The organism is Glutamicibacter ardleyensis (assembly GCF_014644555.1).
GTDB lineage: Bacteria > Actinomycetota > Actinomycetes > Actinomycetales > Micrococcaceae > Glutamicibacter > Glutamicibacter bergerei.
On record NZ_BMKX01000010.1, the window covers coordinates 1 to 20,709 of the forward strand.

General features: G+C 53.9%; 13 protein-coding genes and 1 pseudogene. 7 read left to right on the forward strand and 7 right to left on the reverse strand.

Annotated features, from left to right (window positions below; genetic code table 11):
- Window positions 1-188, reverse strand: a 188-nt coding sequence (locus tag IEX04_RS18885) for a hypothetical protein (protein WP_229677190.1), incomplete at its 3' end; no start/stop codon positions are given.
- A gap of 614 nt (window positions 189-802) precedes the next feature.
- Between IEX04_RS18885 and IEX04_RS18890 the strand changes: the two genes are divergently transcribed.
- The 4 genes from IEX04_RS18890 (at window position 803) to IEX04_RS19035 (ending at window position 3,764) form a co-directional block, all read left to right on the forward strand.
- Entirely contained in the window at window positions 803-1,018 is a 216-nt protein-coding gene (locus IEX04_RS18890; protein ID WP_229677191.1) for a hypothetical protein, read from the forward strand.
- 824 nt (window positions 1,019-1,842) lie between these two features.
- Complete coding sequence (locus IEX04_RS18895) at window positions 1,843-2,097, forward strand: hypothetical protein (protein WP_229677192.1); 255 nt, start codon at window positions 1,843-1,845, stop codon at window positions 2,095-2,097.
- Between the two features lie 338 nt (window positions 2,098-2,435).
- Window positions 2,436-3,305 carry a site-specific integrase gene (locus tag IEX04_RS15755; RefSeq protein WP_229677193.1) on the forward strand — a complete coding sequence of 290 codons (870 nt, stop codon included), beginning with the start codon at window positions 2,436-2,438 and terminating at the stop codon, window positions 3,303-3,305.
- Window positions 3,306-3,632: 327 nt separating this feature from the next.
- Window positions 3,633-3,764, forward strand: a complete 132-nt coding sequence (locus IEX04_RS19035; RefSeq protein ID WP_268236925.1) for a hypothetical protein — start codon at window positions 3,633-3,635, stop codon at window positions 3,762-3,764.
- A 167-nt stretch (window positions 3,765-3,931) separates the two neighbouring features.
- Here IEX04_RS19035 and IEX04_RS15760 read toward each other — a convergent pair whose 3' ends face one another.
- The 3 genes and pseudogenes from IEX04_RS15760 to IEX04_RS15770 all read right to left on the reverse strand — a co-directional run bounded on the left by IEX04_RS15760 (window position 3,932) and on the right by IEX04_RS15770 (window position 6,451).
- Complete coding sequence (locus IEX04_RS15760; protein ID WP_188687071.1) at window positions 3,932-4,075, reverse strand: hypothetical protein; 144 nt, start codon at window positions 4,073-4,075, stop codon at window positions 3,932-3,934.
- 403 nt (window positions 4,076-4,478) lie between these two features.
- Window positions 4,479-5,222 carry an ATP-binding protein gene (locus IEX04_RS15765; RefSeq protein WP_188687073.1) on the reverse strand — a complete coding sequence of 248 codons (744 nt, stop codon included), beginning with the start codon at window positions 5,220-5,222 and terminating at the stop codon, window positions 4,479-4,481.
- A pseudogene (locus IEX04_RS15770) lies at window positions 5,219-6,451 on the reverse strand (Mu transposase domain-containing protein). The gene IEX04_RS15765 and the pseudogene IEX04_RS15770 overlap by 4 nt, the downstream one beginning before the upstream one ends.
- Before the next feature lie 529 nt (window positions 6,452-6,980).
- On the opposite strand from IEX04_RS15770, the gene IEX04_RS15775 reads away from it, so the two are divergent.
- Window positions 6,981-8,243 carry a hypothetical protein gene (locus IEX04_RS15775; protein WP_188687076.1) on the forward strand — a complete coding sequence of 421 codons (1,263 nt, stop codon included), beginning with the start codon at window positions 6,981-6,983 and terminating at the stop codon, window positions 8,241-8,243.
- An 848-nt stretch (window positions 8,244-9,091) separates the two neighbouring features.
- On the opposite strand, the gene serA is transcribed toward IEX04_RS15775, so the two are convergent.
- The gene (gene serA / locus IEX04_RS15780) at window positions 9,092-10,687 is read right to left on the reverse strand and encodes a phosphoglycerate dehydrogenase (protein ID WP_188687078.1); all 1,596 of its coding nucleotides are present in this window, start codon (window positions 10,685-10,687) and stop codon (window positions 9,092-9,094) included.
- Between the two features lie 404 nt (window positions 10,688-11,091).
- On the opposite strand from serA, the gene lhgD reads away from it, so the two are divergent.
- Complete coding sequence (lhgD, locus tag IEX04_RS15785) at window positions 11,092-12,294, forward strand: L-2-hydroxyglutarate dehydrogenase (RefSeq protein WP_188687081.1); 1,203 nt, start codon at window positions 11,092-11,094, stop codon at window positions 12,292-12,294.
- Between the two features lie 236 nt (window positions 12,295-12,530).
- On the forward strand, window positions 12,531-18,335 hold the full coding sequence (locus tag IEX04_RS15790; protein ID WP_188687083.1) for a DUF4082 domain-containing protein: 5,805 nt from the start codon (window positions 12,531-12,533) through the stop codon (window positions 18,333-18,335).
- A gap of 59 nt (window positions 18,336-18,394) precedes the next feature.
- Here the strand turns inward: IEX04_RS15790 and IEX04_RS15795 are convergent, their stop codons facing one another.
- Both IEX04_RS15795 and IEX04_RS15800 read right to left on the reverse strand, forming a co-directional pair.
- Window positions 18,395-19,426: a hypothetical protein gene (locus IEX04_RS15795; protein WP_188687085.1), complete on the reverse strand. Its 1,032-nt coding sequence runs from the start codon at window positions 19,424-19,426 to the stop codon at window positions 18,395-18,397.
- Complete coding sequence (locus tag IEX04_RS15800) at window positions 19,423-20,709, reverse strand: MFS transporter (RefSeq protein WP_229677194.1); 1,287 nt, start codon at window positions 20,707-20,709, stop codon at window positions 19,423-19,425. The genes IEX04_RS15795 and IEX04_RS15800 overlap by 4 nt, the downstream gene beginning before the upstream one ends.

Here is a 20,709-nt window from a genome sequence, read left to right on the forward strand (position 1 = left end):
CCAAAAAACTTTGAAGAAAATCCCTCCAAAGCCTTGACGAAAAACATAGGGACACCCCCCCCGAGAAAAAGCTTCTGTGTGAGATTGCCAAGTAGTCCAAAAATATCGCCCCGAAACAACTGGCCTACTACGGTAACGATAATAGAGCAACCGTTACGGAGTTCGCGACTACGCCATGCGCGGTCCATAACGACCATCGTTTCGATCCGTAGCGTACTATTTTGGTGAAAAGATCATTGCCTATCAACTCTGCTGACCATAGAAAATAGGCGGCATCAGACCGTCTTGACTTGACCGCAGACGCTACCCATCAAACGTCATTTCTAAGACCTTCAAGTTTTTTGACGAGTCTGATTTTTGGCCGACGACTCATTACATATGCCATAAAATCTGTCCTAAGCTCTTTGAAACCTCGCTCTCGACCTGCAAATACTAGGAATCCTCAATTAATATGTGTTCAATCTCTACCAACGCTCGACTCGCATCAAGAAGAGATTAAAGCCGACGATACATAGCTGTGAGGAACATATCTCCCTTTTTGATTGTAGCCAAAGTCACGGTTCACAAAGGCGCCTTCAAATACGTGTTGCCACCTCTGGCACGTGATGACGTCAACCGACCAGCGAATTCGTTCTGTCCAAGGCTTTAGCCGTTGCTTTAGCGCAAAACCCCGGTATTCAAGTGTGGCGCAGTGCAGATATTTGCTCAGGCCCGGCGAAAACCGAAGTGCTAACCGAACTACCGAGATCCATTTTGGATATCTCTGGTCAGAGCCGGCGATCATCGACTAAGTTCTGTTCCCATGGACAACGAAGAGAACATCCCTCAGGATCTGGCCATACTGAAGGTGCCCCGGTCCGGGATGTTGATTACGACAGGGGAACCATTCAAGCCCTTCCGTCTAACTAATGATTTCGGAGCGATCATGGCTCCGGCGGCTGCCTATTTTGCGGAGTTGCTCGCCCGTGGCCGATCGGCCACGACTTTGCGTTCATACGGCATGGATCTACTGCGATAGTTCCGTTTCTTGTCCGCGCTCGACGTGGAATGGGACCAAACTACCCAGGTCGAAGGACGTGACTTCTGCCGCTCGTTACAAACGGTGAGCAAACCGGCCCGACCCGATTTCCGGTACCCGGCACATGACGACTCGAAGCCTAAACCGAACCCGGGACAAAAGATGGACATGCCATTCTAGACTCTGCCCCACAAGGTCGCCAATGCGCTGCCGTCACGGAAGCGCATTGCGAAAGCGTGCTGCGCATTTTCTACAACTTCCATGTAGAGGCCGGGACCGGGCCGATACTCAAATCCTTCCCACTGGCACGATCCAGTGCAAAGGTCATTGCCCGCGCGCCACACAATTCATCGGAGACATTCAGCCCCCAGAGACCGTGGCCGTTATTGTCCCAAAGTCGTCACCATAGCACCCAAAGCAATACCCGACCAGCAATTCAACCAATTATTTGCGGCACTGGGATCCCACGGGGACAGGGCGCTGGTGGCATTCTGGGTCTCAACCGGGGCACGCGCTTCAGAGCTGCAAGTTGCTTCGGTTGCCGATTCAGACTCCGGCCAGCAATTGATCACCGTAGTCCTCAAGGCAGCGGCGCGCTACAACCATTGCCTGCTTCCCCTGATGCTTTTGTTTGGTTACGCCTTTACCAGGCACAAATTCAGGAGCTGGTGCCGTCAGGTCGGGATCAACCATTGCGGTGGACGTTGCGTCGACCGTTCAGAGCCTTGACCTACGACGCTGCGAGGGCAATGTTCGACCGGGCGAATAGCTCACTGAGAACATATTGGACTCTGCGTGACGTGCGACATACGGCGGCATACAGAATGGCACGAGACCCCAAGATGCCGCTCACCGACGTGCTGTGGGTCCTTGTCCACGCATTCTTGTCGACAACTCAACAGTACCTAAATCCGGTCACCGAGGAAGTTATCGCGGACGTTCTCGCTTTCCATACCAGACAACTACTGCGGGACCCAAGCCCTATGCTCGCCCCGGATTGTCGTTCGGAGAGCATTGAAATACTCTTCGGGTTGGAATCATCATTAGTGGGGACGAACAACCGACAGGCACCACATTGATCAGCCCTCTGTCGGCGAAGGAGTCCGCTGCGGGCCGGATAGTCTCGCCTCCAGGGTCACAGCTGAAATCAGCATTCCCTGCCGGGGTCCCGAGCTCGCATAGTCTTTGACTTGTTTGGATCGCGTGGCGGTAATTGAACGGTTCTTCGCCGCTCCTTTCCGGCTTGCAACGCCCCGAAGCCATCGGCAACTAGAGAGCAGCGTGCTGGCCGTGCTGGGCTTACTCTCAACTTTTCCCGGCGCAACATGGCAGCAAGGCTGGGAAGCCAGCGGGGCTGAGGCCACCGCTGGCTGGCGCGAATTATTTGACCCTGAAATCTTCAACGGTTGCTCAGCTGATGGCTCCGTCCAAGACCGATGCAGAGCGGTTGCTGGTAATCTCGCCGGATTCGGCCGATACACTCTCCCAGATCGTGTCCCGAATCTGTGCCGGGAAACCTGACGTTCCACGAGTCGTGTCGTATGACAAGAACGAGCGCGTGTTCAACGCGCCCTTGCTGTTGTTGTTTCAGTGGCATCGGCGCCCGGAAAATCGGGTGATCTCGGAAACCGCACTGCGACACTATCTTGACTACGCCCTGGCGGAGACCGGGGTCAACGATGGTGGAGGTGAACCGCTACGCTACACTTTCCATGACTTCCGTCAGTTCTTCATTACCGATGCGATTATGCACGGCATGCCCCGTACATCGCTCAGCTGGTCGCCGGTCACCGCGACATCAACACGACCATGGGGATGCAACTCCGTCTATCCTGAGGACGTTAACAAGGTGCACCATGAATTCATTGCTCGTCGCCGGGCGTTGCGTCCCGTCCAGGAATATCCAACACCCACCAACGAGGAATGGGACGAGTTAATCGGACATTTCGTGAACTGCAAGGTTTCCGTTGGTGACTGCGGACGCTCTTACAAGCCTCCTTTCATCCACGAGCACAGGTATATCCGATGCCCACTACTACTCCCCGATCCTGAGGCCAGGCCGAGGCTGGTTCAAATCCGCGACAATCTTATTGAGCGAATCAAAAAGGCCGAAACTCACAGATGGCTCAGTGAAGCCGAGGGCCTGAAAGTCAGCCTCGCCGGCGCGCGAGCCAAGCTCGCTGAGCTGCACCAAATCACCGCCCGCCGCGCCACAACCCAGCTGGGCATGCCAATTTTCCCCCAGGCTGCGGTAAGAACAAACATTTCATCTGAAAACGCCACGTAAAACCTACAAATACAGGCACGCTTCCGTGAATTTTTTAGTTCGGAGAAAAAGATAAAGACGCGTTCATCATTGCGGATGCTGCCCATCAATGCCACACATGCTAAGCAGCATCCAAGTCACATATGAAATCGAAGCTACTGTTGTAAGCTCACCGGATTTGATCTAGATATAACCCGGCAGATTAAACCGAACAGCAATTAGAACGGCGCGTTGTTCGCACAGACCAGCCCGTCGCTGGCACACGTGCGGAGTCCTTGGCCGGATTATGGCGCCCTACTGGAAGTTCTCAGTACTGACCCCTACTTTTGCGCAATTGAAGCGCGAAGAATGGCGAGGAATGAAACCAGAATACGCAAGAAGCGGATCCTGTCACTTCAGTGGATTGGGGCCACCATGGATGTGCAGAACGAACAAAGCGAGGTCGGCACCGACCCGGCAGGACGCAAGGCACCCACCTAGAATGGTTCCTGGGCCGATTGGTTTCACCTCAAGACGAGCTGCTCCATTGGTTATGCACTAGGATCGAATGCCCTGAGAACGGCGTGTATCGCGACGCGTGCTGAATAATGGAAATTTATTCACGCTTTATCATTGTTTCTAAAGTACACATCTGGGAATCTGGCGGGTTAACGCACAGAATCATCAGCCAAGAGATTGACGATGTTCAGATTTCCATGCGAATCCTCGGACATCACTTGAGCCGAAGCCAGTAGCTGGTTGTTGGCTGTATCGGATGTCCGGAGTACACGCTCATGGATGAAAGCATTCATGGATAAAACCGAATGCAGAGTCATGGCACAAGACGTTGAAAATTCGCCGACCGTTTCATGAATGGTTTGGTTCGTTTGCGCAAGCTATTGATCTCATGGACTGCTTTATGAGATTAGAACGATCATCATCGTCATTCTGTGATTTATTTCCTTGCTTTGGCTGACGCTCATTTGGGCTGAATGTCCCTTGACATGTATTGATGTCGGCTATTAACTTCGTTGGAAATGGCGGGCAGGAACACCCTGAACACATCTGGAAACGATTTGAATATTTGACCCGATGAGAGCCACCAATATTCCGAATCAGAGCCACCCATTATTGCGGTTCAGGGCCACCGGTCTCCCCTGCCGGTGAGCCGGCGGCTCTGAACCCACTTTTTACCGTAGCGGCGACCCGTTCCTACTACTTCGAGCTGGAGTACGCCTCACGCATGTTGAACCCACCGGTCTCTACCCAGATCGTGTTGTGAACAATGCGGTCCATAATCGCGTCAGCCAACGCACCAGCACCCAGCCGAGCATGCCAGTCCGACTGCTTGTACTGCGTGCAGAAAATAGTCGATCCGGCGTCATACCTTCGCTCCATGAGCTCGAAGATGAATCTCAAGAACTCTCCGGTTGGTGGATCCAGCAACCATTCGTCCAGAGCCAAAACACTGTAGTTGGCATACTTACGCAACAGTTTGTGCTGACCCATCGGCTTGTCGACGGCTTGCTGCCATTCTTCTTCCAGATCCGGGATCCGCACGTATCCGGTACGGTACCGATGAACACAAGCCTGCTTCGCCACCGCGCACGCTAGGTAGGACTTGCCGGACCCGGTGAAGCCTTGAAAGACCAGGTTCCTGTTCAGATCAATGAAGTGACAGGTCGCCAGCTGAACCAGCATTGACTGGTTCAGGCCGCGCTCTTCGACCCGATCCACTTTCCTCAGGTCAGCATTCGGATATCGTAGCTTAGCCCGACGGATCAGCCCATTGGATTTCGTATTCAAGAACAGGCCATGGGCTTGATCCACGGCCAACTCGATACGATCTTCAACGCTCAACGACATGCTCACTACGTCGTCTTGAGCTTCAAAAGCCGCAAGCAGATCACTGGCGGCCATTTCTCGTAGTTTGCGTGTAGTTTCGGTGTTCAGATTCATCGGGTGGTCCTTGAATAGTAGTCGCTGCCACGCACATACCCGGTGCTGTTATCCGCTGGTGGGAGGGTAGCTTCTTTCCAATGTTCGTCCTGCCGGTTCTGCAGAATCGGGTGCAGGTGCCCGTACCGCGGGGAACGGATCCGTGACGCCAACCCCACGAAGCAGGCGTTCTCCAGCCGAGGTGCCCCGTATTTCGAGGACAAACGCAGCACTGCCAGGGCAGGGTTGATTCCTTGCTCGGCCACCGGCACGGAAACGAAGATTTTATCGATCATTTCCACCGTGTTCGGCCCGATCCGATGAGCCCACCCGCGAAGTCGATTCTCGTCCCAAGACCGGTATTTACGTTCGGGCGGGATATCAGCATCATTGGTCCGGTATTGATTCACCGTGGCCGCATCAAACAGCAGATGACTACTCAGCCTCTGTGACTGCAAATAGACTTCTAGAGTCTTGGACGTGATCCGCAGGTCCACCGTGGCACCTACATGCTTCAGCGGGACGGAGTAGAAGTTCTTCTTCCACGTCACGTAACAGTTTTTCGCTACTTTACGTGCCTGGACCCACGTGCTGATCTCGTACGGAACCACTGGTAGCGGACGCAGTAAGGGATGCTCTTCCTCGCGGAAAACACTCTGACGTGAACCTGCACGTTTCTGGAACGGTTGGGCGTTGTAGGCGGCCATCTGACGGTAAACAGCAGCTCTCAAAGCATCGAGACCGGTGAATCTTTCATGGCGCAGTGACGCGATACCCACGTGGCAACGTGACCTACAGTGTTTTCCACGCTGCTCTTGTCCTTGGGCTCCACGAACGCGTACCGGCTGAACGGCAGGCATGCGACGAACAAGTACACGGTGGATCGTTGGCCGGTGACGGGGTCGTGTAAGGACAAGGTCGGGCCGGACCAGTCCACTTCAACGCTGACGCCGGCTTTATGTTCCACTCTTGAGGTGGCCCCGTGTTCGAGGACGTGGCGTTGGTAGGACTTGCAGAACCGGTCGTATCCCATAAACGCTGCACCGCTGGCCTTGGCCATAGCGGCGTATTCAGCGTGCAAGAGTTTTAGATTGGTGCCGACTTTCGCCAGTTCCTTATGAATTTTGGACCAGTCCGGCTGCACAAACACGCTTTCATGCTCGCTGCGCCCTGGGAACAAGATTTGGTAGGCGTCTTCTTCGTTCAGGTCTTTAAGTTCTTCCTAGCTGCGCGATGGTGCGTCCTGACATGTCTTCGGCGCGAAGTTGGAGTATTCGCTTCGCTTTGATTTTTCGTACCGTTCAAAATGGCTCCTTCCACCACGCAGACTCTTGCGTGGTGGAAGGAGTTTATACAGGGTGGCTCTGAAGGAGAATATTCGATGGCTCTGAACGGCAATAATGCAGTTTTTCGTAGGTGGCTCTGAAACGCAATATTGGTGGTCTCAAAGAGTCAAATAATCAATGATTCCCATCGAAGAAGTAGACAATGCCACATTCTAGGTGGATTAAAGAACTTATAGAGTGGAATCAAGGGTAGGAGTGCATGAAGAATCAGCTCGTTCAAAAAACAAATGACCTTGTTCGAGTCGGAAATTACCCGGTACGCCATACTGTCATGAAACAATACTAAGGATTAGAAAATACTATCCTCCTTGCAATTCAGCGTTACTCTAGAACGTAGGTGCCCCCACACCAAAAGATCAAGGAAACTTTGTTTTTCAAAACGCAAGCTGTTTGGAATATAGAATAATAAAATTAATAAGTAGGAGCTTAGGAAATGAATAATGCAGATTACAGTCGATTCGGTGGACTGATTAAGATTTTCGACTCTACCAATAATGTCCCTCCTCTTCGCGAACTGCGCGATGGGGTTTATAAGGTTGCGGCATCTCATGGAGACATCCATTTCCTTATTCAGGGAAACCTAGTCCCTCCCATTCAAAATGAGATTATTACCGTAATGTTTCACGGGGACCTGTCCAAAAGAAACAGTATGTCACCTCCTTTTTTCGCCGGAAGAGGAGTTCAGCCAGCCGTCGCAAGCGGCCCACTGATTAGTTTTTCCGACCCAATAGTTGAATCTGACAGCCAGTGCTCACTTAGTTGGTACGCGGGATCCAGCCAGCTAGATGTCCCACAACTTGTCAGCAAAACGATCGATGCGCTGACGGATTCTGATGACCGGGATGTTTGGATGATGGGTGGATCAGGAGGTGGATTCGCAGCACTCAACATTGCTCATGCGATCAAACGACCGATTTCCGTTTTGGTTTGGAACCCACAATCCGCTATAGACAAATATAACCCCAAACACGTTAGGAATTATTTCAACTCAGCATATCCTGAGCTAGTTCCCTCCGAAGAAGAATACGATGTATCAGGCGCTTCCCGCAAAATTGCCGATGCTACAGGAAGGTCTCTCGATCTTTCGTCAGTATTGAGCAATGGCAGTTCTATCGAAAGAATTTTAGTGCTGCAAAACTATAATGATTGGCACATTATACCTCATACGACCCCACTGGTTGAGGCATTGGATATGAAACAGTGCAGCCCAGGAATTTTCTCTGACGGCAGCGGTTCCAGAATAGCTTGGTTCACCGAACTTGGTGAAGGCCATGCTGCGCCTGAAACGACTGTACTCGTCAAACTCATCAGAGCAATTTACAACTCACCCGGTGAGAGGCTTTTAAATACGGTCGCGCTCCTGGATTCAGGCGAGCTATTCCCAGTTAAATCTTACAAATCCAGGCCTTTAGACTGTAGGAAATTCATAGATTTCATCTCTGAAAATCTTGAATTAAAATTATTTAAAAATAGCGCTGCAATATCAAGCGATTTATTCGTTGTAGGTCAACATAGAATTACTTACAGATTTTCACTAGTACGCGCCGGAGAACTTCTAACTCAATCTGATTGGATTGCACGCATGGATTGGCCCATGTACCGAGAAAATACTCCCCAAAATGGCGACATTGTCACAACCGAAGTCCGCGACGGTTTTGGGCACATACTATTCACACTCGAGGTTAGATTCGAGTAACTTTGTTGGGTTGCTTTAGGTTACAATTCCAATGCATTTACAGTCATTAAATATTGCATAACCGTATATAAATAAAGTACGCCAAAACACTGTGAATCAGCTTCATGATTAAACCTTTGGCGCTCAATTAGAACGATTACCGGCGCTGTCAGCCAAGTTGTAGCATTTGCGACTACTCAGTCCAAAACGGTTCGGTTTGAATAAGGGAGCAAGTCAGTGAGCCTAAAGTCGCTTTCGTTTATATGGATGACACTTTCAGACTTGAGCTTGATCTCTGGCTGGCTGCATTGTTTAGGTGGAGCGGAGTGGACAGTCAGTGTTTCTCCGGTGGTAAAGATCAGTCAGGAGATTTCGGGACAGTGTTCCAATGAGCCAACCCCTCTGCTGGTGCTGTTATGTATGGCAGCACCAGCAGAGGAGACGAATGTCAACGACTGCCTCAAGTCAAGACCCAAAAATAATCTGGTCTAAATTGCTTCCCAACCCCTTCAATAAATCTTTGGTTCGACAACGATCAGCAGAACTCGCTCATCGGTATGATTCAACTGCGATGATTGATCCAAGACGAGTACAACTCTAGCTTAGCGTCATAGCGAGGCAACGAGAGGAAGGCTGAACTGCTGCTCGAATGTTGGACTGATAAAGGAACTGCTCCCAATAGTGGACTGATAAATCAGTAACGAAATTTTGAAGCTCAATTGTTTATTTACAGTCACTTTTGGTCGGACTACTCACGCCGAGGGTTCAGGTCGAGGCGGTACAAATCATGACTGCAGACGACCTGTAAACGGTTGGCGAAGGGAAGAATCAGACCTGTCGTTTCAACCCATATGTTGATGCGGTAATTTTTAGTCAGCCAAGTTGATCTCCCGCGCAACGCTCGCACCGATAGCTGCGCCAACCACATCTAATACACCCGTAGGAAGCGACGAGTCAATGTTGATCACGGCAACGGCTTCGGCACGCGACTCATCACGCGCAACCTGCATTCCTGCAATGTTGATGCCTTGTTCCCCCAGCACGTTGCCCAGCGAGCCGACCACACCTGGACGGTCGGCGTAGCGAACAATGATCATGTGATCCGTGATGGGGATTTCAATCTCGTGGCCGTTGATCCCGACGAGCTTTTCGATCTGCTTTGGACCGGTCAAGGTACCGGCAACAGCAAGCTGGGTACCTTCGTTGGTGGCACCCTTGATGGTCAGCTGGTTGCGGTACTCAGGCGAGTCTGCGGTGGTGACCAATCGGGTGGCCACTCCGCGCTGCTCGGCCAGTACCGGAGCATTGACGTAGGACACTTGGTCCGAGACAACGTCCATGAAGACGCCCTTCAGGGCGGAGAGCTCAAGAGCTTTCACATCCAGGGAAGCAATCTCGCCGGCAACGACTACGTCGATGCTGGTCAGCGAGCCGGAAGTCAGAGCGTTGAAGATACGGCCGAGCTTCTCGATCAGCGGGATGCCAGGGCGGACGTTCTCGTCAATGACGCCACCGGCCACGTTGACGGCGTCCGGCACGAGTTCGCCAGCCAATGCGAGGCGGACCGACTTGGCTACGGATACGCCAGCTTTTTCCTGTGCTTCATCGGTGGAAGCGCCCAGGTGCGGGGTGACGGTGACGTTCTCGAATTCGAAGAATGGCAGGTCGGTGCTTGGCTCCGTAACGAAGACGTCAATGCCGGCACCGGCGATCTCTTCATTCTTCAGTGCTTCGTACAGCGCGTCCTGATCTACTAGGCCACCACGGGCCACGTTGATCACGTAGGCGCTCTTCTTCATCTTGCCGAAGGCTTCCTTGCCCAGCATGCCCAGAGTCTCTGGAGTCTTTGGCATGTGGATGGTGACGAAGTCAGCCTGCGCCAACAGTTCATCTAAGGTCACCAAGGTGACGCCCAGCTGGGAGGCACGCGCTGGGGTGACATATGGGTCATAGGCAATGACGTCCATGCCGAAGCCCTGCAGGCGTGCGGCAACCAAGGCACCGATGCGCCCCAAGCCGATGATGCCGGCTTTCTTCTCGAACAGTTCAATGCCGGTGAATGAGCTGCGCTTCCACGCTCCGCTCTTAAGCGAGGCGTTGGCTGCCGGGATGCGTCGGGCCAGGGAGACGATGTGGCCCACGGTCAGTTCTGCTGCCGAGATGATGTTTGAGGTGGGAGCATTGACCACCATGACGCCGGCCTGAGTGGCGGACTTGATATCAACGTTATCCAGGCCTACGCCGGCACGGGCGATCACCTTCAGGTTCTTGGCCGCGGCGATGGCCTCGGCATCTACCTGGGTTGCGGAGCGAACCAGAATGGCGTCTACGTCTGCGATTGCTTCGAGCAGCTGGGAGCGGTCGGCTCCGTCTGTCTGACGAATTTCAAAGTCGGGACCGAGCGCAGCGACAGTTGCTGGGGATAGTTGTTCGGCCAGAAGTACGATTGGCTTGTTGTCAGACACGGGTGTGGCACCTTTGCGATTTCTTGGGCTGATGCTTGCATATTAGTGATCGTTGATGATCGCCAACATGTTCTACCCTATCGCCGTGAAGGCTCAGAATCCCTTGAATTGACGCATGTTACGCTGCTTCTTGACGACTTTGTGAAAACTTTCACTTGCGCCGTAGAATAATCTTCCTTCCTGATAATGTGAGCTGCAAAACATCGTCTGCTGCGGATAGTTCTCACTGCATCTGGGCGTCCAAGTCTCTTATTCAAGAATTAGACAGCCTGACTCATCGGGAAAGCCCAGAGCCATTGAGACACCTCTTCATTCGTGGACGTGTCACGGAAGTGGTTATACGATCAGCTGAGGATTGAAACGCTTTCACCGCGATTTGTGGTGAATCCGAAACTTGGGGACAAATGGAAACACACATTGGAATCATTGGCGGAGGGATCTTGGGGATCGCTCTTGCCCGCGCGTTGGCATTTAAAGGTGAACACCGCATAACTGTGCTTGAAAAAGAAGCAACACTTGCGAGCCACCAAACTGGCCGTAACTCCGGGGTAGTCCACGCGGGGTTGTATTACCAGCCTGGCTCGCTCAAGGCCCAGCTGTGTGCACGAGGCAAAGCACTGACCCGCGAATACTGCCAGGAACATGCTCTGCCCTACCGCGAGTTGGGAAAACTAGTTGTCGCTTTGGGAGACGGCCAGCTTGGACGCCTTGCCGACATGGAGCAACGTGCGATAGCGAACCAAGTACCGGGATTGGCGCGGCTAAGTCGCGATGAGCTGGTGCAAATCGAACCGCACGTCGCAGGAATTGCCGCCCTGCATTCTCCGCAAACCGCCTCGGTGGATTATGGCGCCATTACGCGCAGCATGGCGGGTGAAGTCCAAGCAGCTGGCGGGCAGATCTTGCTGAACTCCGAAGTTACCGCCGTCAAGGTTTCTGACCAAGCCTGTCTAGTTTCCACCACTGAAAACACTCACCGCTTTGATCAGCTCATCGTCTGTGCTGGTTTGCAGTCAGATGTGATCGCACGAATGGTCGGCGCAGATCCCTCCCCTAAAATCCTTCCCTTCCGGGGAGAATACTGGGTGATGAGCAAGAGTTCCTCAGCAATGGTCAATGGAATGATCTATCCGGTCCCGGACCCACGGTTCCCCTTCCTTGGTGTGCACTTCACGCGCGGCGTGTATGACGAGGTCCATGTTGGACCTAACGCCGTGCCGGCGTTGGCGCGGGAAGGCTATGACTGGAAAACTTTTTCATTCAAAGACACGATGGAGTCACTGCGCTGGCCAGGTGCATCATCTTTAGTCAAAAAATACTGGAAGACCGGTGCCACGGAAATCGGTGCCTCGTTGATCAAACCCTTGTACCTGAAGCAATCCAAGGCCTACCTTCCAGAACTCCAATCGGCTGATCTCGTCAAAAAAGGCAAAGCCGGAGTACGTGCTCAAGCGTGGAGCAAGGATGGTTCACTGCTTGACGATTTTGCTGTGGACCAAGTTGGCCCAGTGACTGTGCTGCGTAATGCCCCATCGCCAGCCGCCACCTCGGCGATGGCCATTGCCGACTACGTACTAGATAGATACCCCGTAGGTAAAGCGCGATAGAAGTAATGTCTTAGGCGTTCACGTAGTGCACGTCCCAAGGTCCCAATTGATCCGCTCCTAGGTCTCGACGTCAACTTCCAAACCTTGAAAGTTACACCCGAGATTCTCTCGTTTTCCACGAATTTCCTGTCTTCCGCACGTGGAGCTACATATTCTGGATACGGGTATGTCCTAGCTAAGTTCATACTCAAAAACTTCTCCCCATAGTGGGAGCTTCCTTGGGGGATGCAATGAACGTGGCGCAATTTGAAATCAGTGAAACCAGAGAACGCCACGCTGCGAAAAATTCGCGTTTTTGGATAGCACTGACTGCCCTTACCGGGCTACTGCTCTCCCTGTTGATGGTAGCGCCAGCGCGCGCAGCCGAACAGTGCGGTCCCGAGGACAATGCCATTGTCTGCGAAAATTCTAAACCTGGTTCACCGTGGACCGAATGGGATATCGACGGAGCCGGGGATGACTCAATCCAAGGCTTTGCCGCTGATATCAGTGTGAATGTCGGAGATCCAATCGACTTTAAGATTGATACTGATGCTTCCGCATACTCCATCGATATTTACCGTACCGGCTGGTATCAAGGCCTCGGCGCACGGAAAATCACCTCTATTTCACCCAGCGCCCAGCTTCCGCAGATCCAGCCCGAATGCTTGACGGATATAGCCACCGAACTGACCGACTGCGGCACATGGGGTATCTCGGCAACCTGGGAAGTTCCAAGCGATGCAGTATCGGGCGTGTACCTGGCAAAACTCACCCGCACCGACACCGGGGATTCTAGCCACATCACCTTTATCGTGCGCAATGAATCCAGCACCTCCCAGGTGCTCTTCCAAACTTCGGACCCCACATGGCACGCATATAACCTCTATGGTGGTTCAGATTTCTATTCCGGAGCAGATAACGGCCGCGCTTTTAAGATCAGCTACAACAGGCCATTCGCGACGCGTGATGGCATTGAAGCCCGAGATTTCTATTTTGGGGCCGAATACCCGATGGTGCGTTTTCTGGAACGAAATGGATACGACGTCAGCTATTTCTCCGGCGTTGATACCGACAGGCACGGAGACCTGCTTACCAACCATAATGTCTTCCTTTCCGTGGGCCATGACGAATACTGGTCCGGCGCGCAACGCAGCAATGTAGAAGCCGCCCGGGACGCAGGCGTGAACTTGCAATTCCTATCTGGTAACGAGGTGTACTGGCGTACCCGGTATGAGCCCTCGACTACCGGCGGAAATGATTACCGGACATTAGTCAGTTACAAAGAAACCTGGTCCAATTCCAAGATCGATCCTTCTTCCCAATGGACAGGTACCTGGCGCGATCCGCGCTTCGCATCTGAAGAACAAGGCGGAGGTCTTCCCGAAAATGGGTTAACCGGAACCGCCTACGTGGTCAACAGTGGAGATCTTCCGGTGACGGTGAACTCGCAAGAAGGAAAAATGCGCCTTTGGCGTGATACCTCTCTGGACAGCCAAACGGCGGGCAGCAAAACCGAACTTGCACCGCATACCGTGGGTTATGAATCAAATGAAGACTTGCCCAATGGTTTCAGACCACCAGGGCTCATACACCTGTCCACTACCACCGGGAACATTCCAGAATACTTGCAGGACTTCGGCAATCAAGTAGCACCGGGGTCCACCACGCACCACACCACCCTGTATAAGGCAGCAAGCGGAGCTTCGGTCTTTTCGGCCGGTTCAATTCAATGGACCTGGGGACTTGATCAATGGCACGACGGTGATGGCGCGCCAGAAGATCCGCGGATGCAACAAGCTCAGGTGAATCTGCTGGCGGACATGGATGCCCTGCCTGCAACGCTGATGAGCAACCTTGAATTTCCGGACGCTCCCAAGGATCTGCTGGCTCCCTCGGTTCAGGTAACCTCGGCACCGGCGAGCGCGGTTGCCTTCGGAGAGATGGTCAACGTGGAAGGCACGGCCAGTGACGTGCAGGGACAGGTCGCTGCGGTTGAGTATTCCTTTGACTCCGGACTTTCCTGGCAGCTGGCCCAAGGCACCACACAATGGTCAATCAACACGGTCCAGCTCGGGAGCGGTGAAAATGATCTGCTCGTCCGTGCGGTTGACGATTCTGCTAACTACCCGGCAGAGGCAACCCCCGTAACTTTTGAAGTGAAAGGCCCCTATGGCGCCTTCGGCCAGCAAGAGCCTAAGATCAAGGATTCGGGAGACGGTTCCTCGGTGGAGCTGGGGCTGCGGTTTACTGCTGCGTCCGAGGGCTATGTCACCGGTGTCAGGTACTACAAAAGTTCAGCAAACACCGGCACCCATACCGGTACGCTGTGGAGCCTGAACGGCACCGAGTTGGCGACAACCACTTTTAGCAACGAAAGCAGCACAGGCTGGCAAACCGCGTTATTCAGTGAACCGGTAGAGGCGCACGCCGGTGATGAATTTGTTGTCTCTTACTACGCACCCACCGGACACTACTCCGTAGCAGTCCAAGATTTCGCCTACCGTGGTGTTGACTGGTCGCCGGTGAAGGTTGCCGGCGGTTACGGCACACCCTCAGCGGGTCTCTACAGTAGCTCTGCGGGGTTCCCTAGTACTGCGTGGGACCGTAGCAACTATTACGTGGACGCAGTCTTTGAAACTGGCGCATCCATAGCGCTCAGTGCCTATAGTCAGTCGCCTACCCCGACAGCCAACAGCGTCCCGGTGACTGCGTCTATAGGTGCCACACTTTCCAAACAAAGTGATCCATCTTCTGTCAGCATCAAGGTGCAGGATTCTTCCGGACAGAACGTTTCCGGCACCACCAGCTACAACCAGAGCACACGGCGGGCCACCTTCCAACCGGAGGCACCATTAGCTGAAGCAGGCAGCTACACGGTCACCCTGAGCGCCACGGACTTGACCGGTAATTCGGTGGATCGTGGCAATATGTGGACCTTTAATACCGTACTGCCGGTACCGACAGATCCAGCGGCTTGTCCGTGCGGCCTGTACAACGACCAAGATATCCCCGCACAGCCTGTAGTCAATGACGGGAAGCCGGTTACTCTAGGTACCAGGTTCTCCGCGGATACTGACGGCGTGCTCAATGGGTTGAAGTTCTACCGCTCCCCCGGTGAAACTGGAGCACATACTGGTTGGCTCTATTCTTCTAATGGCAGCACCATTGCCCAGGTGCAATTTTCTGATGACTCGGCCACCGGTTGGCAGTATGCCGCTTTTGATGCGCCGGTCAGTATCCAAGCCAATACCGAATATGTTGCTGCCTACCGAAGTAATGGCATGTATCCAGTGACCCCCGGCGGGTTTGCCCAACCCATGCAGTCTGGACCACTGCGTACCACGAACAATGCCGGGCATTACAGCTACGCGGAAGAATTCCCTGGATCCATGGTCTCAGCAAGTTACCTCGTTGATGTCAGTTTCACGGCTCAGGGCAGTCCTGTCAGCATCACCGGGCAAACACCTGCCAAGGGCGCAAATGACGTGGCGGTGGATACGGAAATCTCCGCAACGTTCAGCGAATCTCTGGAACCCGGCGGCGCCTTGGAAGTCAGTACTTCCCAAGGAACTATTTCAGGTACCTCAGTTCTCGCTGCGTCCGGTAATACACTGACCTTCACCCCGGATGCGGCACTGCCCGAAGCCACCGTGGTGAGCGTTAAGCCCACGGGTATCGTCGGTGCAGAAACTGGTGAAGCTTCACTGCCTTCGTGGACGTTTAGGACTGCGGGCCAAGGCCCAGCCTTAACCACCTTCCTCGAAGACCAGCAACCGGCCCAATTGGATCCTTCCGATAACGCACCGGTGGAACTCGGACTGAAATTCAGTGCGCAAAAAGATATTCAAGTACACGCGCTGCGCTACTACCAGGGCCCTTCCGGACACGGTGAGCATTCAGGTTCCATCTGGGACTCCACTGGAACTAAAGTCGCTACCGCGACGTTTGCACAAACGACACAGCAAGGATGGCAAACTGCCTATTTGGACAGTCCAGTCACCATGGCCCAAGGCAGTGAATTCACCATTTCCTATCAGGCCCCGTCAGGAGGCTACGTCTTTACCTCCGCAGACTTCGCTAACGGAAAATCAAACGCTGAGCTCTCACTGACTGGTTCTAATGGGCTCTTCACTTATAGTTCAGGTAGTGTCCCTGCCAGTTCGTGGAATAGCAGTAACTACTTCGTTGACTTGGCCTATACGGTGAGCACGCCAGGAGGATCTGCAGAGCCTACCGAGTCGGCTACTCCTACCGGCCCCACCGCAACTGCTACCGAACCGGTGCAACCGCTTCAGGTGACTGGCCTTGTGCCGGCCGCCCAGTCGTCAGGGGTCGGGACCACTGCTGAAATTTCCGTGAGCTTCAACCAGCAAATCGACAATTCAGCAACACTTTCGGTAGCTACCGGTGACACCACCATTGCCGGCACTACCGCAATCAGCAGCGAGGGCACTACCCTGACATTCACCGCTGCCGAGCCAATGCCAGCAGACGCGGTCATTACCGTGACGCCAGCTAATATCAGCTCCCCTGGCTCACCGGAATTCGAAGTCGCACCGTGGTCCTTCCGTACCGCACCATTGGCACCTGATGATCCTTCGGCCTGCCCCTGCGGTTTATTTGGCAATACCGATACCCCAACTGTGGCAGCAATACATGATGGAGTGCCGGTAACTCTGGGCACTCGGTTCTCTGCGGACACTGCAGGAGAAATCCTCGGAATGGAGTTCTTCCGTAGCGTCGGCGAAACCGGGGCGCACAACGGATGGCTCTATTCCACCACTGGTGAGGTTATTGCCGAGCTAGTCTTCCCAGATGTTCCAGTGTCCGGGTGGCAGTATGCTGCATTTGATGCGCCGGTACCCATTGATCCCAATAATGAGTATGTTGCAGCGTATCGAAGCAACGGCGTCTACCCGGCCTCCCCAGGTCTGCTGGGCAACGCACTACAGGCCGGGCCTTTGAAGACCACCGGGTCCGCTGGCCACTATGGTTACAACCAAGGCTTCCCGGCTTCCATGGTTTCCACCAGTTACCTTGTGGACGTGAGGTTCAAACCAGCGGCAGAACCAGTGGACCTCACCGACAGGTCGCCGAGTGCCGGAGCAAGCGACGTCCCGGTAGACAGTGTTATCACCCTGAACTTCAATCAAGCGGTCAGTGTGGAGGCGGCAATCGCGGTGAGTGCTGGCGGCTCAGCGGTTGATGGCACCACCACCATCTCCAACGGGAATAAAACGCTGACGTTCAGCTCATCAGACCCGCTTCCCGAAGCTAGCGTGATCACCGTGGATACCGTCAACCTCCTGGGTGTGGGAAGCACTCAGGAAGTTCTTGCTCCATGGACGTTCTCTACCGTGGGTATTGATACACCCACGGTCTCCTTCCTCGGGCTGAATGAAACGCCAACTGTGCTGGATCCAGGCGATACCGCAGCTGTTGAATTGGGCATGCGCATGGTGGCGGAAACAGATGTACGCCTCCATGCCCTTCGCTACTACCAAGGACCTGGAGGGATTGGTTCTCACACCGGTACCGTTTGGGATTCCTCTGGTGCTCGGTTAGCTACCGCCAGCTTTGCATCAACCAGTGAACAAGGATGGCATACCGCCTATCTGAGCACCGCCGTAGAAGTCCCTGAAGGCATGGAGTTCACCGTTTCCTACCATGCACCAAATGGTGGATATGTGCATACTCCTGCGCAATTCACGGGTGGAAAATCCAATGGTGAACTTCGGCTGGAAGGTTCAAATGGCGTCTTCCGCTACGGGAACAGCACTCAGCCCGGCAGTTCATGGAACAGCAGCAATTACTTTGTGGACGTGCTCTATGAAGTTTCAGAAGCTGTCCCAACGGCGGGCCTAACACCCGAATCAAGTCCGCCAGTTCAATCGGCCAGCACGGCTGATCCCGGCGCCACGGAAACTTCTCAGGCACCCGCTAGTGGCACTGCCGCTGCAGAACCGGTGGCGAGTCCTACTGAATCATCTGCCAGTCGTCCACCGCTGGACACGGAGAAGGCAAGTGAAGAGCCGCCCATGGTGGCACCTACGCCCTGATCACCGAGCCGATACCACCGGATAGCTCCGTGAGCCCTGGTGGTCAAAATGTTGTGCGCTCAGCCAGTGGTACGCACTACCGAGGGTGACCACGCATCCTTGATAAATATCTGCGGTTGGGCGTTGGCGGTGGTCTTGACACTGTAGACGTCACTGTCGCCCGCACTTCCGGTGCGCGGCATGCCGAAGAGCAGCGTCTGTGAATCCAGCCATTCCAGTTGATCATCAAATCCTTGATCCAGCGGGAGGATGATCTCCTTCTGCGTCTTGAGATCCAGCACGGCAATATCCCAATGCGCCAGCCCGCTCTGGGCCCGGCGCTTTTTATAAGCCACCTTGGAATGATCCGGCGCAACAGATGGGCACTCAGCATTCTGGATCACGGAGTTCATTCGGCGCTCCGCCAAGTTTCCCTCAACCATCCACGTCTTGCCTGCTGACGCCACGGTGGCGTAGAACTTGTTTTCCGAGTCAAAAGTTACGCCCCAGACATTGCGGTCTACGGCTGTCAATTCTTGGCCGTCAATGAAGATCGAATAATCCTCAAGGTTCCCGAAGTCCAGCCCCTGCACGGACTTGATGACAGTCTCCGTAGAAAAACTGTCCGTGGCATAGGAATGCCCGGTGACAAATGCGGTGGTTGCTACCAGCCCTCCTTCGGAGATTCGCGTTCGGCTGGGAACTCCGGGCAAGGGCCACTCAACGACTGTATTTGCTTGCGCATCGAGGATCCGTGTTTCAAAGGTTGTCGGGATTCCGCGCTGAGTGCGCATACAGGAAATATATTCGGTCGTCGCATCGACCCTGTCGCAGACCGTCTGAGATAGTTCCCGGGGTCCTTGCGGCTCTGCGATAGCTACCGAGGCAATCTGCCCATAGCCTTGGCCCATGGCAGTGTTGCGAAAGACTATTCGATTACCGTCATGCAATTTATCGGTGATCTGTGCGGCGGATGCCCCGGTAGTCCGTGCTTGATACCGTCCAAAGGCTTGCACCGCGTAGACCGTTACAGAGCCAAGTGCTAGTACTGCAATGATTGCCAGGATGAGCCACCTGGTTTGAGCCGAGATTCCGGCCACCTGCTTAGTCATGAAGTCAGTGTACTTTCAGGTTCCTTGCGTTTGGAAAGCAATAGCCGCCAGGCCACAGGCACCAGCAGAAGCAACAATGCTGCGGCGATCAGCATTGCGTTGGTGCTGCCAAGAAAAATCCACAAGACCCCGAATCCCGTAGAGGCAAATAGCCTCGCTACAGCTACCACAGTCTGGGCAGCCCCGATGGCTGTTGACGTTGCTCCATGGGGTGCCAATTGGCCTGCAAGCGCCGCCAAAACACCATCCGTAGCTGCATAAAAGGTACCCAGAAGAGCTAGTGCACAAATGAGGAAGAGCAAAGAACCGCCGGCCCCGGCACAAACATATGCCAAGGCAAGTGCTAGATGCCCAAGGACAAAGACCCCTGCACGGGATGTCTTATCTGCAATTCTTCCCAAAGGAACAGCAAAACTGAGGAAGAACAGGTTGGCTCCCACGAAAAGGAGCGGGAACCACATTGCGTCCAGCTGCCCATGCTCCATCAATGCCAGATAAACGAAACCATCACCGATGGTCAGCAATCCAAGGAAACCGGCGGCCAACAGCACCTTTCCCAACGGCCCGCGCACCAACTCGCGGAACTTCGGCCGCGGAGCACTTCTGGAGCTTTCTTCACCGCGGTCTTCAGCAAATTCATCCTGGACGAGTTTCCGGTTAGGCACCAGCAGCGCCAAGACTGCTAAACCTAATACTGCGGCGGCCAACGACACCACAAAGACCATCCGGTAGTCCCCCGGCACCAGCATGAGTACTACGAATGCCAGGAGCGGGCCGAGAGTAGCACCCACGGTATCTAACAGCCGGTGCACCCCGAAGGACCGGGCTAAATGCTCGGGTTGCGAAGCTTGCTGAATCATTGCATCACGCGGTGCGGTACGGATCCCCTTGCCAATGCGGTCTAGTCCAATGACCGCAAGGATTCCGCCGAACCCAGTGGCAAACAACAACCCAACACGAGCGGCCATGGACAACCCATACCCTGCGACGGCAATCGGTTTGGGCTTGTTGCTGCGATCAGCGGCATATCCTGCTGCAATGCGCACCACCGAGCTGATGGACTGGTTCATTCCCTCAAAAAATCCATAGGCAACCATGGACAGACCCAGTGCGCCGGTAATATAAAGCGGCAGAACTGCGGCCACGGATTCTGAGGAAATATCGGTCAGCATACTGACTATTCCCAGAGCAATAACCGTAGGAGAGGCTTTGAACGCCACGGTTTTTGCACGGTCGGCACCGGAAGCTTTACGCGATGTCCAGTCCGAGAGGCTCAGATACAC

Coding starts and splice junctions, on each gene's coding strand:
- IEX04_RS18890 (WP_229677191.1), top strand. CDS start 803: ATGGACAACGAAGAGAACATCCCTCAGGATCTGGCCATACTGAAGGTG.
- IEX04_RS18895 (WP_229677192.1), top strand. CDS start 1,843: ATGGCACGAGACCCCAAGATGCCGCTCACCGACGTGCTGTGGGTCCTT.
- IEX04_RS15755 (WP_229677193.1), top strand. CDS start 2,436: ATGGCTCCGTCCAAGACCGATGCAGAGCGGTTGCTGGTAATCTCGCCG.
- IEX04_RS19035 (WP_268236925.1), top strand. CDS start 3,633: ATGGCGAGGAATGAAACCAGAATACGCAAGAAGCGGATCCTGTCACTT.
- IEX04_RS15760 (WP_188687071.1), bottom strand. CDS start 4,075: ATGAATGCTTTCATCCATGAGCGTGTACTCCGGACATCCGATACAGCC.
- IEX04_RS15765 (WP_188687073.1), bottom strand. CDS start 5,222: ATGAATCTGAACACCGAAACTACACGCAAACTACGAGAAATGGCCGCC.
- IEX04_RS15775 (WP_188687076.1), top strand. CDS start 6,981: ATGAATAATGCAGATTACAGTCGATTCGGTGGACTGATTAAGATTTTC.
- lhgD (WP_188687081.1), top strand. CDS start 11,092: ATGGAAACACACATTGGAATCATTGGCGGAGGGATCTTGGGGATCGCT.
- IEX04_RS15795 (WP_188687085.1), bottom strand. CDS start 19,426: ATGACTAAGCAGGTGGCCGGAATCTCGGCTCAAACCAGGTGGCTCATC.